The 13,021-nt window shown below is 70.6% G+C and carries 18 protein-coding genes; 10 read left to right on the top strand and 8 right to left on the bottom strand.

Translation table 11 applies throughout. The features are described 5' to 3' along the window. Position 1: 1 nt before the first annotated feature. The gene (locus AB0J04_RS01150) at positions 2-718 is read left to right on the top strand and encodes a hypothetical protein (RefSeq protein ID WP_363166259.1); all 717 of its coding nucleotides are present in this window, start codon (positions 2-4) and stop codon (positions 716-718) included. Positions 719-742: 24 nt separating this feature from the next. Continuing rightward, the gene (locus AB0J04_RS01145; protein ID WP_363166258.1) at positions 743-1,402 is read left to right on the top strand and encodes a hypothetical protein; all 660 of its coding nucleotides are present in this window, start codon (positions 743-745) and stop codon (positions 1,400-1,402) included. Here the strand turns inward: AB0J04_RS01145 and AB0J04_RS01140 are convergent. Continuing rightward, positions 1,333-1,575, bottom strand: coding sequence for a DUF397 domain-containing protein (locus AB0J04_RS01140; RefSeq protein WP_363166257.1), 243 nt, complete (start codon positions 1,573-1,575; stop codon positions 1,333-1,335). The genes AB0J04_RS01145 and AB0J04_RS01140 overlap by 70 nt on opposite strands. Before the next feature lie 7 nt (positions 1,576-1,582). Beyond that, positions 1,583-2,434 (bottom strand): helix-turn-helix transcriptional regulator, encoded by an 852-nt coding sequence (locus tag AB0J04_RS01135; RefSeq protein ID WP_363166256.1) that lies wholly within the window; start codon positions 2,432-2,434, stop codon positions 1,583-1,585. 202 nt (positions 2,435-2,636) lie between these two features. On the opposite strand from AB0J04_RS01135, the gene AB0J04_RS01130 reads away from it, so the two are divergent. Continuing rightward, complete coding sequence (locus AB0J04_RS01130; RefSeq protein ID WP_363166255.1) at positions 2,637-3,044, top strand: ATP-binding protein; 408 nt, start codon at positions 2,637-2,639, stop codon at positions 3,042-3,044. Between the two features lie 106 nt (positions 3,045-3,150). After that, complete coding sequence (locus AB0J04_RS01125; RefSeq protein ID WP_363166254.1) at positions 3,151-3,423, top strand: hypothetical protein; 273 nt, start codon at positions 3,151-3,153, stop codon at positions 3,421-3,423. A 236-nt stretch (positions 3,424-3,659) separates the two neighbouring features. Here AB0J04_RS01125 and AB0J04_RS01120 read toward each other — a convergent pair whose 3' ends face one another. Both AB0J04_RS01120 and AB0J04_RS01115 read right to left on the bottom strand, forming a co-directional pair. Further along, entirely contained in the window at positions 3,660-4,040 is a 381-nt protein-coding gene (locus AB0J04_RS01120) for a hypothetical protein (RefSeq protein WP_363166253.1), read from the bottom strand. A gap of 36 nt (positions 4,041-4,076) precedes the next feature. After that, a complete protein-coding gene (locus tag AB0J04_RS01115; RefSeq protein ID WP_363166252.1) occupies positions 4,077-5,756 on the bottom strand; it encodes a sodium:solute symporter family protein in 1,680 nt (559 codons plus the stop codon). 121 nt (positions 5,757-5,877) lie between these two features. On the opposite strand from AB0J04_RS01115, the gene galT reads away from it, so the two are divergent. The 3 genes from galT to galK are packed head-to-tail and all read left to right on the top strand — an operon-like array spanning position 5,878 to position 9,092. Continuing rightward, positions 5,878-6,939, top strand: a complete 1,062-nt coding sequence (galT, locus tag AB0J04_RS01110; protein WP_363166251.1) for a galactose-1-phosphate uridylyltransferase — start codon at positions 5,878-5,880, stop codon at positions 6,937-6,939. Further along, positions 6,936-7,934: a UDP-glucose 4-epimerase GalE gene (galE, locus tag AB0J04_RS01105; RefSeq protein ID WP_363166250.1), complete on the top strand. Its 999-nt coding sequence runs from the start codon at positions 6,936-6,938 to the stop codon at positions 7,932-7,934. The genes galT and galE overlap by 4 nt, the downstream gene beginning before the upstream one ends. After that, entirely contained in the window at positions 7,935-9,092 is a 1,158-nt protein-coding gene (galK, locus tag AB0J04_RS01100; RefSeq protein ID WP_363166249.1) for a galactokinase, read from the top strand. Between the two features lie 33 nt (positions 9,093-9,125). Here galK and AB0J04_RS01095 read toward each other — a convergent pair whose 3' ends face one another. Beyond that, positions 9,126-9,581, bottom strand: coding sequence for a GNAT family N-acetyltransferase (locus AB0J04_RS01095; protein ID WP_363166356.1), 456 nt, complete (start codon positions 9,579-9,581; stop codon positions 9,126-9,128). Between the two features lie 271 nt (positions 9,582-9,852). Between AB0J04_RS01095 and AB0J04_RS01090 the strand changes: the two genes are divergently transcribed. After that, the gene (locus tag AB0J04_RS01090) at positions 9,853-10,626 is read left to right on the top strand and encodes a response regulator transcription factor (protein WP_363166248.1); all 774 of its coding nucleotides are present in this window, start codon (positions 9,853-9,855) and stop codon (positions 10,624-10,626) included. Positions 10,627-10,723: 97 nt separating this feature from the next. Here the strand turns inward: AB0J04_RS01090 and AB0J04_RS01085 are convergent, their stop codons facing one another. Continuing rightward, complete coding sequence (locus tag AB0J04_RS01085; protein ID WP_363166247.1) at positions 10,724-11,221, bottom strand: MarR family transcriptional regulator; 498 nt, start codon at positions 11,219-11,221, stop codon at positions 10,724-10,726. A gap of 90 nt (positions 11,222-11,311) precedes the next feature. Between AB0J04_RS01085 and AB0J04_RS01080 the strand changes: the two genes are divergently transcribed. Both AB0J04_RS01080 and AB0J04_RS01075 read left to right on the top strand, forming a co-directional pair. Continuing rightward, positions 11,312-12,118: a trans-aconitate 2-methyltransferase gene (locus AB0J04_RS01080; protein ID WP_363166246.1), complete on the top strand. Its 807-nt coding sequence runs from the start codon at positions 11,312-11,314 to the stop codon at positions 12,116-12,118. Then, positions 12,118-12,501 (top strand): VOC family protein, encoded by a 384-nt coding sequence (locus AB0J04_RS01075; RefSeq protein WP_363166245.1) that lies wholly within the window; start codon positions 12,118-12,120, stop codon positions 12,499-12,501. Before AB0J04_RS01080 ends, AB0J04_RS01075 begins: the two co-directional genes overlap by 1 nt. Here AB0J04_RS01075 and AB0J04_RS01070 read toward each other — a convergent pair. Continuing rightward, positions 12,476-12,724, bottom strand: coding sequence for a type II toxin-antitoxin system RelE/ParE family toxin (locus AB0J04_RS01070; RefSeq protein ID WP_363166244.1), 249 nt, complete (start codon positions 12,722-12,724; stop codon positions 12,476-12,478). The genes AB0J04_RS01075 and AB0J04_RS01070 overlap by 26 nt on opposite strands. After that, positions 12,721-12,972 (bottom strand): type II toxin-antitoxin system Phd/YefM family antitoxin, encoded by a 252-nt coding sequence (locus tag AB0J04_RS01065; RefSeq protein WP_363166243.1) that lies wholly within the window; start codon positions 12,970-12,972, stop codon positions 12,721-12,723. The genes AB0J04_RS01070 and AB0J04_RS01065 overlap by 4 nt, the downstream gene beginning before the upstream one ends. Positions 12,973-13,021: the final 49 nt, after the last annotated feature.

The following is a 13,021-nucleotide window of genomic DNA, read 5'->3' as shown; positions in this document are numbered from 1 at the left end:
GATGCTCATCAGTGGTTATGCGAGGTATTTCCCGGACTCCGAAGACGTGGACGGGGCGGTGTACGACGGGTGGCCCCTCGTGGAGCGCCCCGGATTCTGGGCCGCGCATTTCCTCAACCAGTCCGTCGAGGACGAGGAACTCGTCACGCGGGTCTGGGGAGTGGACCGGGCCGTCGTCCGGGAGGCGCAGGACCTGCTGAACCTCCCGACGGCGTGGCCGGCGTTCACCGTCGACCTCGGCGGCGGCGCGAACCTGGCCGTGGTGTACCGGAACTTCGAGGACGACGCGGGCGTGGACTACCTCCTCGTCCCCGGTCCGGGAGTGGACTGCATAAGGATCGCCACGCTCGAAGGGGAGTACGAGGGGCCGGGCATCTCCTGGCCGGAACTCCTGGCCGTGGCCGGGCGGGTGCAGGACCCCGCCCGCCGGGCCGCGACCCTGGTGCTGCTGAGCCCGATGCTGGGCGACGCCGAGGCCGAGACCGACGACGGCCTCGAGGCCCTCGCCGAGGCGCTGCGGGCCACCGGTGCCGACGAGGACGTGGACGACCTCGCGGGGCTGATCGCCTCGGAGAACCTCCAGTGGGAGCCGGCCGCTTGGTCCGTCCAGGACGGGGTGACGGTGTGTGACGCGGAGTCCAGCCCGCGCAACCCGGAGTCGGTGAGCGCACTCGGTCCGGCGGATCTGCGGAAAGTCTCGGAACTGCTCGCTCCCTGAGAGCGAGGGACGGGGGGAACGGAAGTGAAACGGGTTGGCACAAGCGGCAGGGTCGCGTTCGGCTCGGCCACCGCAGCCGTCCTGTGCGCGCTGCTGTCGGCGTGCGAGGTGGCGAGCGGCGGCGGTGGCAGCAGTACTGACGGATTGCTGAAACCCACCGCCCAGCCGGGGGCCACGACGAAGGCCGGGGCCCTGGGCATGGGCAGCGTGGACGGCTTCACGGTGTCCACACCGGCCGGCTCCCGCAAGGTGCGGGTCGACCGGAACGCCTGCGCCCCACTGGCCCATGCCCTGTCCGGCGCGACGGTGGGCAAACCGACGTCCACGACGGTCCGCGAGGCGACCGGCGAGGGCGCGACGGTCACGGTGATCCTGGCCGCATACGAGGGCGACGAGGCCCAGACGGCGATGGACGCGATCGCCACCGCCCTCGACGAGTGCGGCGACGGTTTCACCGCGACCGTGGACGGCGAGGAGCGGACGGCCGGCAAGGTCGCCCCGGAACTCGCCCCCGAGGGCACGGACCAGGCGATGGCGCTGGCCGCGACGGTGGAAGGACCCGGCGGCAAAGCCCCGACGAAGGCCGTGATCCTCCGCTCGGGCAACACGGTCGCCTACCTCAGCGGCACACCGTCGATCCCGACTGCGGTCCTGGACGCCCAACTGGTCAAACTGTCTTCGTGACGTATGCCTGCCAGGAGGTGGGCGAGGGCGGCGGGGGTGGTGGTGAGAGCGGTGGCCGGGGTGTCGCTCTCACGGAGATGCGTTCCTTGGGCGGAGGCGGCGAGTTCGACGCAGGTGTTGCCGTTTCCGCCGTCTGAGAAGGTGGACTTCTGCCAGTGCAGGGTGTGGTCCATGGGTGCCTCACAGTTCCTTCGTCAGGCGGTGGATGAAGTCCCGCGACGCTTCCGGTGCCAACGTCGCCTTCTCCACCCTACGGAAGAGTGTTCGGAGCTGGGCCAGTTGAGGTTCCGCGTCGATGAACGCAGTTCCGGTGGGGGCGTCGCGCAGACCTGTGTCCAGCGGGGATACGGGACCGCCGGTGTACATCATCGAGGCTCCGGCACCTGCGAAACCGTCCTGATCGGCGGGGATGACGCGCACAGCAGCGTGCCCTTGCTCGATCTGATCGAGGATGCGCAGGAGTTGAGCGTGCGAGGCCCTGCGGTCCGCCACCCGGATACGTAGGGCGAACTCGTGGACGATCGTCTCGTATGGGGTGGGGTTGTCGCCTTCGATCACGGACCGTCGTCGCAGCCGGTGCTCGACGCGAGGTGTCAGCTCGCTCTCGGGCAGGCCGGGCATCATGTAGGCGTAGACGGCGTGGGCGTAGTCGGCAGTTTGCAGTAGCCCGGGAACGTGCGTGATCACGATCTCCCGGAGGAACTCCGCGTGGTGCTCGACCTCTGCGGTGTCCAGGAAAACAGGTGGCAGGACACCCCGGTACTCCTCCCACCAGCCGCGTGTCCGATCGGTAGCCATCGCCATCAGAGCCTCGATCAACGCCTCGTCCGCGCAGGCGTAGTGGGCCGCCAGGCGGCGGACGCGCTCCGCGCTGACGCCCGCGACGCCGGACTCGATCTGGCTCATCTGGACCGCGTCGGCACCGAGCAGGGCCGCGGCCTCCCGGGCCTTCATGCCCGTTGCCTCGCGGAGTTTGCGCAGTTCAGCGCCCAGCCGCACCCTGCGGGCCGTGAGATGCCTCTTGGGCGGCAAGCTGCGCACCTCCTTGTCTCAACTGCCCTGGGGACGTACCTCGTTCGAGGGTCAGGATAGGCCAGCCGCTTGCGTCTTCCTAATGTTAGGAAATACCGTCGGTGACGCGCCGCGCACGCTGCGGAAGCGCACCGCCCCGTCCTGCCATGACGGCCGCGGCAATGCCACCGCGCCCCATAACCCACCCGCTTGGAGCCGACCCATGCCCGAAGTCGCCCCCTGGGAGTACTCCCTCTACATCCCCGCCGACCCCCGCGCCGTCACCGTCTGCCGTCGCACCCTCCGTCTGATCCTCACCCTGCACGGCCTCGCCCACCTCGTCGACACCGCCGAGCTGCTCGCCTCGGAGCTGATGTCCAACGCCGTCCTGCACACCAAGGGCCCCGCCTGCCTGCGCCTCCGCTTCCGGGACGGCGTCCTGCAGATCGGCGCGTGGGACGCGGACCCCGAGCCGCCGGACCCGCCCCGCGGGCTGGCGGAGCTCGCGGACGCGGAACGCGGCCGGGGCATGGGGCTGGTGCGGGCCTGCTCGGATCTCTGGCACTGGCAGCCGCTGTCCCGGATGGGGCGCCGGGGCAAGCTCGTGTGGTGCGAGCTGGCGGTGGCGTAGGCGAGCGCGTGGCGAAGGTGCGCGACGGATGATCGCAACATACGGTGTGTAATCGTACGGTTTCGTTCAGTAACGGAACATGCCGCTCAGACGAAAAGGGAATGTAATGCGCAAGCTTCGCAACGCCGCTCTCGTCGCCGCCATGGTCGCAAGCTTCGGCATGGCCGGTGCCGGATTCGCCACCGCCGCCCCCCACGGCTCGGACGGGGACTCCCGGGAGTGCGCCAACCACGTCCAGAACATCTCGTTCGATCTCATCGACATCCCGAACCTGAACCTCCCGCTGCTCGGCCTCTCGTCGGACCAGAACGCGACCCAGCAGATCTGCAACAACGGGGACGACGCCATCAACGCGAACGTCGCCAGCCGGGACGAGTAGCCGAACTGAGCCGGCTCCGGGATCCGAGGCATCGGGGGCCGGCGGCGGCGGACCCCGCCGCCAGCGCCCCCACGTGCCCCGCGGGGGCTCCCCCCCCCCCCCCCCCCGCGGCCCCCTACCCCCGTCCCCCCCCCTAAACCCCTACGCCCCCCCGCCCGCCCGCCCCCCCACCCCCCCCCCGCCCCGGGATCCGATGCCTCGGATCCCGGAGCCGGCTCACGCCGCGGCCTGCGCCGCTACTTGCCCTGCGGGGGCTCCCCGCCCAGCGCCTCCGGCGGCAGCGTCGGGGTGACCGGCGCGGTGGGCCGTAGCTTCAGCCAGGCCAGGAAGAAGATGCCCAGGGCCAGCATGCCCAGGCCGGTCCACAGGTTGATGTTGATCCCCTGGGCCTTGTCGATCTCCGCGTCGCTGTCCGTGATCCCGGCGATCGTGACGATCACGCCGTAGACGACGAACAGGCCGCCGATGATCCGGCGCAGGTCGAAGATGCGGGCCGCCGTCGCGGACTTCTGCTCCAGCTCCGTGACCTCGCGCTGGACGTCCGCCTCGGAGTACCCCGCCCGCCGCAGCCGCTCGGCAGCCTCGGCGCGCTCAGACGGTTCGAATTGCTCGGACATGGTCTCTCCAGTCTCCCGCGGTATTCGCGACCGGGCTCAGAACGAGAACGGGATGTAGCAGACCGCCGCGAGGATCACCGCGCCCCAGCCCAGCAGTGCCGGACGGCGGTACCACGCGTCGTCGCCCGCGGCGGGCGGCTCGGCCATGCCGGGGGAGACGGTGCCGTAGACCAGGCCCTGGAGTTCCTCGTCCCGCTTCGGGGCGGTGAAGAGGGACACCGCGAACATCACCACCGCGCCCGCCACGAACCCCGCGATCGCCGACACGAAGTTCGCGCCCTGGTCGGTGGGGATGCCGATGATGTCCTGCTTGTAGAGGACGAAGTAGTTGATCATCGCCGCCGTCGTGCCGGCCAGCAGGCCCCAGAACCCCGATTTCCTCGACGCCCGCTTCCAGAACATCCCCACGATGAAGACCACGAACATCGGGACGTTGAAGAAGCTGAACAGGGTCTGCAGGTAGCTCATGATGTTCGAGAAGGACGAGGCCAGGAACGCCGTTCCCACCGAGGCCGCCACCCCGATCGCCGTGATCAGACGGCCGAAGCCGACGTAGTACGTGTCCTCGCGCCCCCGCACCACGTACTTCGCCCAGATGTCCGTCGTGAACACGGTGTTGAACGACGAGATGTTCGCCGCCATGCCCGCCATGAACGCCGCCAGCAGGCCCGTCACCGCGATGCCCAGCACGCCGTTCGGCAGGAGCTGTTCCATCAGGTAGGGGATCGCGTCGTTGTACTGGAGGTCGGAGTCCGCCGTGCCGATGTTCGGGACCAGGACCGCCGCCACCAGGCCCGGGATCATGACCAGGAACACCATGAAGACCTTCGGGTAGGCGGCGATGAGCGGGGTGCGCTGGGCCGCCGACAGGTTCTTCGCCGAGAGGGCTCGCTGCACCTCCGCGAAGTTCGTCGTCCAGTAGCCGAAGGACAGGACGAAGCCCAGGCCCAGCACGATCGTCAGCCAGTTCGCGCCCAGCGGGTTGTCGCTGCCGATGCCCGTGCCGCCCCAGGCGGAGACGAAGTCGTCCCCGTGGGTCTCGGTCAGGGAGTCGGTCAGACCGTCCCAGCCGCCGACACTCTTCAGGCCCAGCACCGACAGCGGGATGAGGGCCGCGAGGATCACGAAGAACTGGAGCACCTCGTTGTAGATCGCCGAGGAGAGACCGCCGAGGGTGATGTAGGCGAGCACGAAGGCGCCGGCGACGACGATCGCCACCCACTGCGGCCAGCCGAGCAGCGCCTCGACCACGATCGCCAGCGCGTACAGGTTCACGCCCGCGATCAGGATCGCCGCGAAGGCGAACAGGGCCGAGCTCAGCAGGTGCGCTCCCTTGTCGAAGCGCAGCAGCAGGAACTCCGGCACCGAGCGGACCTTGCTGCCGTAGTAGAACGGCATCATCACCAGGCCCAGGAACACCATGGCCGGGATCGCGCCGATCCAGTACCAGTGGACGGTGTACGCGCCGTACTGCGCGCTGTTCGCCGCCATGCCGAGGATCTCGGTGGCGGCGAGGTTGGCCGAGATGAACGCGAGGCCCGTGATCCAGGCGGGCAGCGAGCGGCCGGAGAGGAAGAAGTCGAGGCTGGTCTTCACCGAGCGGCGGGCGGCGAAGCCGATGCCCAGGACCACGACGAAGTAGATGCCGAGGATCGTGTAGTCGAGCCAGTTCGTCGGCAGCCGTAGCTCAGCCGCCAGGTATGTGGGGGTTCGCATGCACTGCTCACTTCGTTTGGTGTTCTTTGTTCGGTTGTGAGGGTGACTCGCGTGGGGGTTTATGGTTTTATGTGTTCGGTTCTGTTTGACGTTTCGCTTGGTGCACGGATGGAGTTCCGCGGTGAAGAAGACCTCGACCCGACTCGCCGACGGTCGTGAGCTGATCTACTACGACCTGCGGGACGACTCCGTGCGCGACGCGGTGGACAAGCGCCCGCTGGACCGCACCGTCACCACTTCGGAGGTACGGCGCGACCCGCTCCTCGGCGATTCCGTCGCCGTCGCCTCGCACCGGCAGGGGCGGATCTACCACCCGCCGGCCGACGAGTGCCCGCTCTGCCCCTCGCAGGGCGACCGGCTCAGCGAGATCCCGGACTCCTGGTACGACGCCGTCGTGTTCGAGAATCGTTTCCCCTCGCTGGCCGGCGACTCCGGGCGCTGCGAGGTGGTCTGCTTCACCTCCGACCACAACGCGTCCTTCGCCGACCTCACCGAGGAGCAGGCACGGCTCGTCCTGGATGCGTGGACGGACCGGACGTCCGAGCTGTCGCATCTGCCCTCCGTGGAACAGGTGTTCTGCTTCGAGAACCGCGGCGCCGAGATCGGTGTGACGCTGGGTCACCCGCACGGGCAGATCTACGCCTACCCGTTCACCACGCCCCGCACCGCGCTGATGCTGCGTTCGGTCGCGGCGCACAAAGAAGCGACCGGCGGGGAGAACCTCTTCGACGCCGTCCTGGAGCGGGAACTCGCCGACGAGCGCGTCGTCCTGGAGAGTGAGCACTGGGTCGCGTTCGTGCCGTACGCGGCGCACTGGCCCTACGAGGTGCACCTGTATCCGAAGAAGCGGGTCCCCGACCTGCTCGGGCTCGAGGAGGACGCGCGCACAGAGTTCCCCAAGGTGTATCTGGAACTCTTGAGGCGCTTCGACCGGATCTTCGGGGAGGGCGAGCCTCCGACGCCGTACATCTCCGCCTGGCACCAGGCGCCGTTCGGCGGGCTGGAGGAGTTCGAGGGCGTCAACCGGGACGACTTCGCGCTCCACCTCGAGCTTTTCACCATCCGCCGTACGTCCGGCAAGCTGAAGTTCCTCGCGGGCTCCGAATCGGGCATGAACGTGTTCATCAACGACGTGCCGCCGGAGCGCGCGGCCGAGCGACTCCGAGAGGCAGCGAGTTCATGAGCAGCAGCAGCGGCAGCAGCGCCGGCAGCAGCGGGAAGTACCTGGTCACCGGCGGTGCCGGGTACGTCGGCAGCGTCGTCGCCCAGCATCTGCTGGAGGCGGGGCACGAGGTCGTCGTCCTCGACAACCTCTCCACCGGCTTCCGCGAGGGCGTCCCCGCGGGCGCCGCCTTCATCGAGGGCGACATCCGCGACGCCGCCAAGCACCTCGACGCCTCCTTCGACGCGGTGCTTCACTTCGCCGCGTTCTCGCAGGTCGGCGAGTCCGTCGTCAAGCCGGAGAAGTACTGGGACAACAACGTCGGCGGCACCATGGCGCTGCTCGGCGCCATGCGCGAGGCGGGCGTGCGCAAGCTCGTCTTCTCGTCCACCGCCGCGACCTACGGCGAGCCGCGGGAGGTCCCGATCGTCGAGACCGCGCCCACGCAGCCGACCAACCCCTACGGCGCGTCCAAGCTCGCCGTCGACCACATGATCACCGGCGAGGCCGCCGCCCACGGGCTCGGCGCCGTCTCGCTGCGCTACTTCAACGTGGCCGGCGCGTACGGCGAGCAGGGCGAGCGGCACGACCCCGAGTCGCACCTGATCCCGCTCGTCCTCCAGGTCGCGCAGGGCCGCCGCGAGGCCGTCTCCGTCTTCGGCGACGACTACCCGACCCCGGACGGCACCTGCATCCGCGACTACATCCACGTCGCCGACCTCGCCGAGGCGCACCTCCTCGCCGTCGCCGCCGCGCAGCCCGGCGAGCACCTCATCTGCAACCTCGGCAACGGCAACGGCTTCTCCGTCCGCGAGGTCGTCGAGACCGTCCGCCAGGTCACCGGGCATCCGATCCCCGAGGTCGCGGCCCCGCGCCGCGGCGGCGACCCCGCGGTCCTGGTGGCCTCCGCCGCCACCGCCCGCGAGCGGCTCGGCTGGAATCCGTCCCGCGCGGATCTCGCGGGTATCGTCGCGGACGCGTGGGAGTTCGCGCAGCACATCGCAAGGGAGCGGTAAATGGGGGCACAGGAAGTGCGCGACGGGTTCGCCGCGCTCTACGGCGCGCAGCCCGAGGGCGTCTGGGCGGCCCCCGGCCGCGTCAACCTCATCGGCGAGCACACCGACTACAACGACGGCTTCGTGATGCCCTTCGCGCTGCCGCACACCGCCGTCGCGGCCGTGTCACGGCGCGCGGACGGCGTGCTGCGGCTGCACTCGGCCGACCTCGACGCCGGCGTCGCCGAGCTTCGGCTGGACGAGCTGGCCCCCGAGTCCGACAGGAACTGGACGGCGTACCCGGCCGGCGTCGTGTGGGCGCTGCGCGAGGCCGGTCACCAGGTCACCGGCGCCGACGTCCACCTCGCCTCGACGGTCCCGTCGGGCGGCGGCCTGTCGTCCTCGGCGGCCCTGGAGGTCGTCGTGGCGCTCGCGCTGGGCGACCTGTTCGAGCTCGGTCTCCAGCCCTGGCAGCTGGCCCGCCTGTGCCAGCGCGCCGAGAACGTCTACGTCGGCGCGCCCACCGGGATCATGGACCAGACGGCGTCCGCGTGCTGCGAGGCCGGTCACGCGCTGTTCCTCGACACCCGCGACCTGTCCCAGAAGCAGATCCCGCTGGACCTGGCCGCCGAGGGCCTGCGCCTGCTGGTCGTCGACACCCAGGTCACGCACGCGCACAGCGGCGGCGAGTACGGCAAGCGCCGCGCGGGCTGCGAGAAGGGCGCCGCGCTGCTCGGCGTGGACGCCCTGCGGGACATCCCCTACGGCGACCTGGACGCGGCCCTGGCCCGGCTCGGCGACGAGGAGGAGGTCCGCCGCCTGGTCCGGCACGTGGTGACGGAGGACCAGCGCGTCGAGCGCGTCGTCTCCCTCCTGGAGGCGGGCGGCGACACCCGCGCCGTCGGCCCGATCCTGACCGAGGGCCACGCCTCCCTGCGGGACGACTTCCGGGTCTCCTGCACCGAGCTGGACCTCGTCGTCGACACGGCTCTCGCCGGCGGCGCCCTCGGCGCCCGCATGACCGGCGGCGGCTTCGGCGGCTCGGCGATCGTGCTGGTCGAGGAGTCCGACGTGGAGACGATCACCAAGGCGGTCGAGAACGCCTTCGCCGCGGCCGGATTCAAGGCCCCGCGGGTGTTCGAGGCGGTGCCCGCGGCGGGCGCGCGCCGGGTGAGCTGAGCGTCTCGGAGCACGTGCAGCTGACGAGGCGGCTCAGCCCAGCCGCTTCGTCAGCGTGTACTCCGTGAGACCCGGCGGGTAGTCCTCGATCACGCACGCCACGTCGTAGCCCTGCCGCCGGTAGAACTCCGGGGCCTGGAAGTCCCAGGTCTCCAGGCGGACGCGGTCGCAGGCCCGTTCGTCGCGGGCGACGCGCTCGGCCCGCGCGAGGAGGCTGGCGCCCAGGCCGGCGCCCCGGTGGCGGGCGTCGACCCACAGGTAGGTGACGTGCAGCCAGGTCGTCCAGGTGTGCCCCACCAGGCCGCCGGCCAGCTCGCCCGCCTGGTCCGAGGCCCAGACGTGCAGCGGGTGTTCGCGTTCGGCGGGGGTGCCGCGCAGGGCGCGCAGCACCGGCGACGCCTCGGTGTTGGTGGCCAGGAGCCGCGAACGAAGAAGATCGCGTCGAGTCCTGTCGACTTCTGTCTCAAGACGAAACATGCGGCACACCATAAACGCGCTGGCCAACCAGTTCTGCAATTTTCCTTCCGCTGCCGGCCCGCAGCCCTACGCTGATGAGCAGCACCGGTGGGGGCCGGTGCTGATCAGGGGGCGAGACAGTCGGGTACGACGCCCGCGGTGGGGGTAGCAGTCACAGCACGGCGGCGGCCGTGCGGTCATGGCACCCCCCCTTTGGGCGTCGTACCCGCGCCGGTCGTCGTTCTCCGTCTCCGGACCTTGGGGTATCCCCTGCTCTGTCAAGGAGCTTGGGGAAGGGGGTTTCGTGGTTCGCATCCGAGTTCTGGTCGTCGACGATCACCGTATCTTCGCCGAGTCGCTCGCCGCGGCGCTGGCAGCCGAGCCCGACGTCGACGTGTCCGCGGCCGGCAGCGGCCCGGCGGCGCTGCGCAGTCTGGAGCGCGCGGTCGCCGAGGGGCGCCGGTACGACGTGCTGCTCGTGGACGCCGACCTGGGCGGCAGCCTGCCGGACATACGGCCGGCCGTTCCCGTGCAGGAGGTGAGGGAGGACGGCCTCGTCGACGGGATCTCGCTGGTCGCGGGCGTCCGCGGCACGCAGCCCCATGTCCGCACGGTCGTCCTCGCCGAGAAGGACGACCCGCGCCGCGCGGCTCTCGCCCTGCAGGCCGGGGCGTCCGGCTGGGTGGCGAAGGACTGCTCGCTGTCCCGGCTGCTGACCGTCATCCGCGGGGTGCTGCGCGAGGAGACCCATCTGCCTCCGGCCCTGCTCACGGGCGTCCTGCGGGAGCTGACGGCCGCGCGCAAGCACCGCACCGAGAGCGAACGGCTGGTGGAGTCCCTCACGCCGAGGGAGCGGGAGGTGCTGCGCTGCATGGTCGCGGGGCTCGGCCGCAAGGCGGTCGCCGACCGGCTGTTCCTCTCACCGCACACCGTCCGCACCCATATGCAGAACGTCCTCGGCAAACTGGGCGTCCACTCCACCCTCGCCGCTGTCGCCCTCGCGCGGCGCGCGGGGGTCGGACCCGTCGATCTGGGGCCTGCCGGGCGGATCAGGCCGGAGGAGACCAACAGCGCCTGATCGGCACCGTGAGCGGGGTGATGGGGGTCCCCCTCTGGGGGAGCGTGCCACACCCCGCGTCTCCGGCCTGGTCCGCCCGGCAGGCCCTCAGCCGGGGTCAGCCGGGGATGTTGTCGAACGGGGCGGTCAGCTGGCGCAGCAGGCCTGCCAGGTCGCCGCGTTGGGAGCTGGAGAGCTCGGCCAGGATCGCCCGCTCCTGGTCGAGCAGCCCGGCGAGCGCCTGGTCGGCGCGGTCCTTGCCGTCGTCCGTGAGGCGGACCAGCACACCGCGCCGGTCGTTCGGGTCCGGCAGCCGCTCCACCAGACCCTTCTTCGTGAGCCGGTCGATGCGGTTCGTCATCGTGCCCGACGTCACCAGCGTCTGCGTCAGCAACTGCCCCGGCGAGAGCTGGTAGGGCCCGCCCGCGCGCCGCAGCGCCGTCAGGACGTCGAACTCCCAGGGCTCCAGCTGGTGTTCGGAGAACGCCAGTCGGCGTGCCCGGTCCAGGTGCCGGGCCAGTCTGCTCACCCGGCTGAGTACTTCCAGCGGCTCCACGTCGAGGTCCGGGCGCTCCCGGCGCCACGCTGCGACCAGCCGATCGACCTCGTCCTCCATGACGATCAGTGTAATGGTTGTGTCGATGTGAAGTCTCTTGATGTCGAGTCTCTTGACGTCAAGAGATATTGAGGGGGAGAGTAGGGAGACATGACGACGAACCCCTCCTGGGACCCCGCCCAGTACCTGCGGCACGCCGGCCACCGCGCCCGCCCCTTCGCCGACCTCCTCGCCCGCGTCCCCGCGCTGCCGGGCGACCCGCCCCGCATCGCCGACCTCGGCTGCGGCCCCGGCAACGTCACCGCCGGCCTCGCCGACCGCTGGCCCACCGCCCGCGTCACCGGCTACGACAACTCGCCCCAGATGCTCGCCGACGCGGCCGCGCACGCGGGCGCACGCCTCGACTTCGCGTACGCCGACCTGACCACCTGGACGCTGGCGGAGACGGCGCAGACCTACGACCTGATCGTCTCCAACGCCGCCCTCCAGTGGGTCCCCGGCCACCTCGACGCCTTCCCCGCCTGGCTGGACGGCCTCGCCCCCGGTGGCGTCCTCGCCTTCCAGGTCCCGCACAACATCGACGCGCCCCTGCACGCCCTGATGCGCGAACTCGGCAACACGCCCCGCTGGAAGGACCGGCTCGGCGAGGTCCTGCGCCGTCAGGACTCCGTCCACGCGCCCGCCGTCTACCTCGACCGCCTGGCCCGCCTCGGCTGCGCGCCCGACGTCTGGACGACCACGTACCTCCACGTCCTCCCGGGCGAGGATCCCGTCCTCGACTGGGTCAAGGGCACCGGCCTGCGCCCCGTCCTCGACGCCCTCGCGGACGACCCCGAAGCCCGCGACGCCTTCGTCACCGCCTACCGCGACCTCCTCCGCGAGGCCTACCCGAGCACGGAGTACGGCACGGTCCTGCCGTTCCGCCGACTGTTCGCGGTGGCCAGGAAGGAGGCGTGATGCTCACGGCCGTCGACCACGTCCAGCTCGCCGCCCCGCCCGGTTCCGAGGACCGGCTGCGCCGCTTCTACGTGGACGCCCTCGGCATGACCGAGATCCCCAAGCCGCCGGCGCTCGCGGCCCGCGGAGGCTGCTGGTTCCGGGCGGGCGCGGTCCAGCTCCACCTGGGCATCGAGGACGACTTCCGCCCGTCCCGCAAGGCCCACCCCGGCCTGCGCGTCACGGACATCGAGGCGTACGCGGCCCGCCTGCAGTCCCACGGCACCCCTGTGACCTGGGACGACGACCTGCCGGGCCACCGCCGCTGCTACGCCTTGGACCCGGCGGGCAACCGGCTGGAGTTCCTGGAGCCGGAGGTCACGCCGTCCGGCCCAGGTGGGTGACGAGGATGTGGATGACCTCGTTGTCGATCACGTATATGACGCGATAGTCGCCGACGCGCAGACGGCGGATGTCGACGCCGTAGGCGACGGAGTTGAGGGGGCGCGGGTTTTCGGCGAGCCCGTCGGTCGCCTCGTAGACAGCGGCGAGGCCGGTGGGATCTTCTTTGAGGAACCGAACGGCCTGTTCGGTGGCGGACGGTTCCCAGATGATGCGGTAGGTCACGGGCGTAGCCCGAGGATGCGTCCGACCTCGTCATGGGGGATGCCCGGACCGAGCGTGCCCTCCGCCTTGCGCCGCTGGTAGTCGGAGACCGCCAGCGCGTCTTCGAGATCCTCTATCACCTGCGGTGAGACAAGCAGCGCGGCCACATGGCCATGGTCGGTGAGGGCGATGGTCTCGCGGCTGTGTGCGGCTCTGCGGACCAGGTCGCCGAGCTGGGCACGGGCAGCGCTGATCGTGATCTCAGTCATGCGCACATGGTGCCACGACATGACGTGAGATTAATCTAGAGGAATGTTT

The sequence above is a fragment of the Streptomyces sp. NPDC050263 genome, from assembly GCF_040655955.1.
In the GTDB taxonomy this organism is placed as follows: Bacteria; Actinomycetota; Actinomycetes; order Streptomycetales; family Streptomycetaceae; genus Streptomyces.
This window is presented reverse-complemented; position numbering and strand designations above follow the sequence as displayed.

What these genes read in the sequence shown, in the direction of transcription:
- AB0J04_RS01140 (WP_363166257.1), bottom strand. Translation starts at nt 1,575, where the DNA reads ATGGACCACACCCTGCACTGGCAGAAGTCCACCTTCTCAGACGGCGGA.
- AB0J04_RS01130 (WP_363166255.1), top strand. Translation starts at nt 2,637, where the DNA reads ATGCCCGAAGTCGCCCCCTGGGAGTACTCCCTCTACATCCCCGCCGAC.
- AB0J04_RS01115 (WP_363166252.1), bottom strand. Translation starts at nt 5,756, where the DNA reads ATGCGAACCCCCACATACCTGGCGGCTGAGCTACGGCTGCCGACGAAC.
- galE (WP_363166250.1), top strand. Translation starts at nt 6,936, where the DNA reads ATGAGCAGCAGCAGCGGCAGCAGCGCCGGCAGCAGCGGGAAGTACCTG.
- AB0J04_RS01120 (WP_363166253.1), bottom strand. Translation starts at nt 4,040, where the DNA reads ATGTCCGAGCAATTCGAACCGTCTGAGCGCGCCGAGGCTGCCGAGCGG.
- AB0J04_RS01080 (WP_363166246.1), top strand. Translation starts at nt 11,312, where the DNA reads ATGACGACGAACCCCTCCTGGGACCCCGCCCAGTACCTGCGGCACGCC.
- AB0J04_RS01150 (WP_363166259.1), top strand. Translation starts at nt 2, where the DNA reads ATGCTCATCAGTGGTTATGCGAGGTATTTCCCGGACTCCGAAGACGTG.
- AB0J04_RS01125 (WP_363166254.1), top strand. Translation starts at nt 3,151, where the DNA reads ATGCGCAAGCTTCGCAACGCCGCTCTCGTCGCCGCCATGGTCGCAAGC.
- AB0J04_RS01085 (WP_363166247.1), bottom strand. Translation starts at nt 11,221, where the DNA reads ATGGAGGACGAGGTCGATCGGCTGGTCGCAGCGTGGCGCCGGGAGCGC.
- AB0J04_RS01065 (WP_363166243.1), bottom strand. Translation starts at nt 12,972, where the DNA reads ATGACTGAGATCACGATCAGCGCTGCCCGTGCCCAGCTCGGCGACCTG.
- AB0J04_RS01075 (WP_363166245.1), top strand. Translation starts at nt 12,118, where the DNA reads ATGCTCACGGCCGTCGACCACGTCCAGCTCGCCGCCCCGCCCGGTTCC.
- AB0J04_RS01095 (WP_363166356.1), bottom strand. Translation starts at nt 9,581, where the DNA reads ATGGTGTGCCGCATGTTTCGTCTTGAGACAGAAGTCGACAGGACTCGA.
- galK (WP_363166249.1), top strand. Translation starts at nt 7,935, where the DNA reads ATGGGGGCACAGGAAGTGCGCGACGGGTTCGCCGCGCTCTACGGCGCG.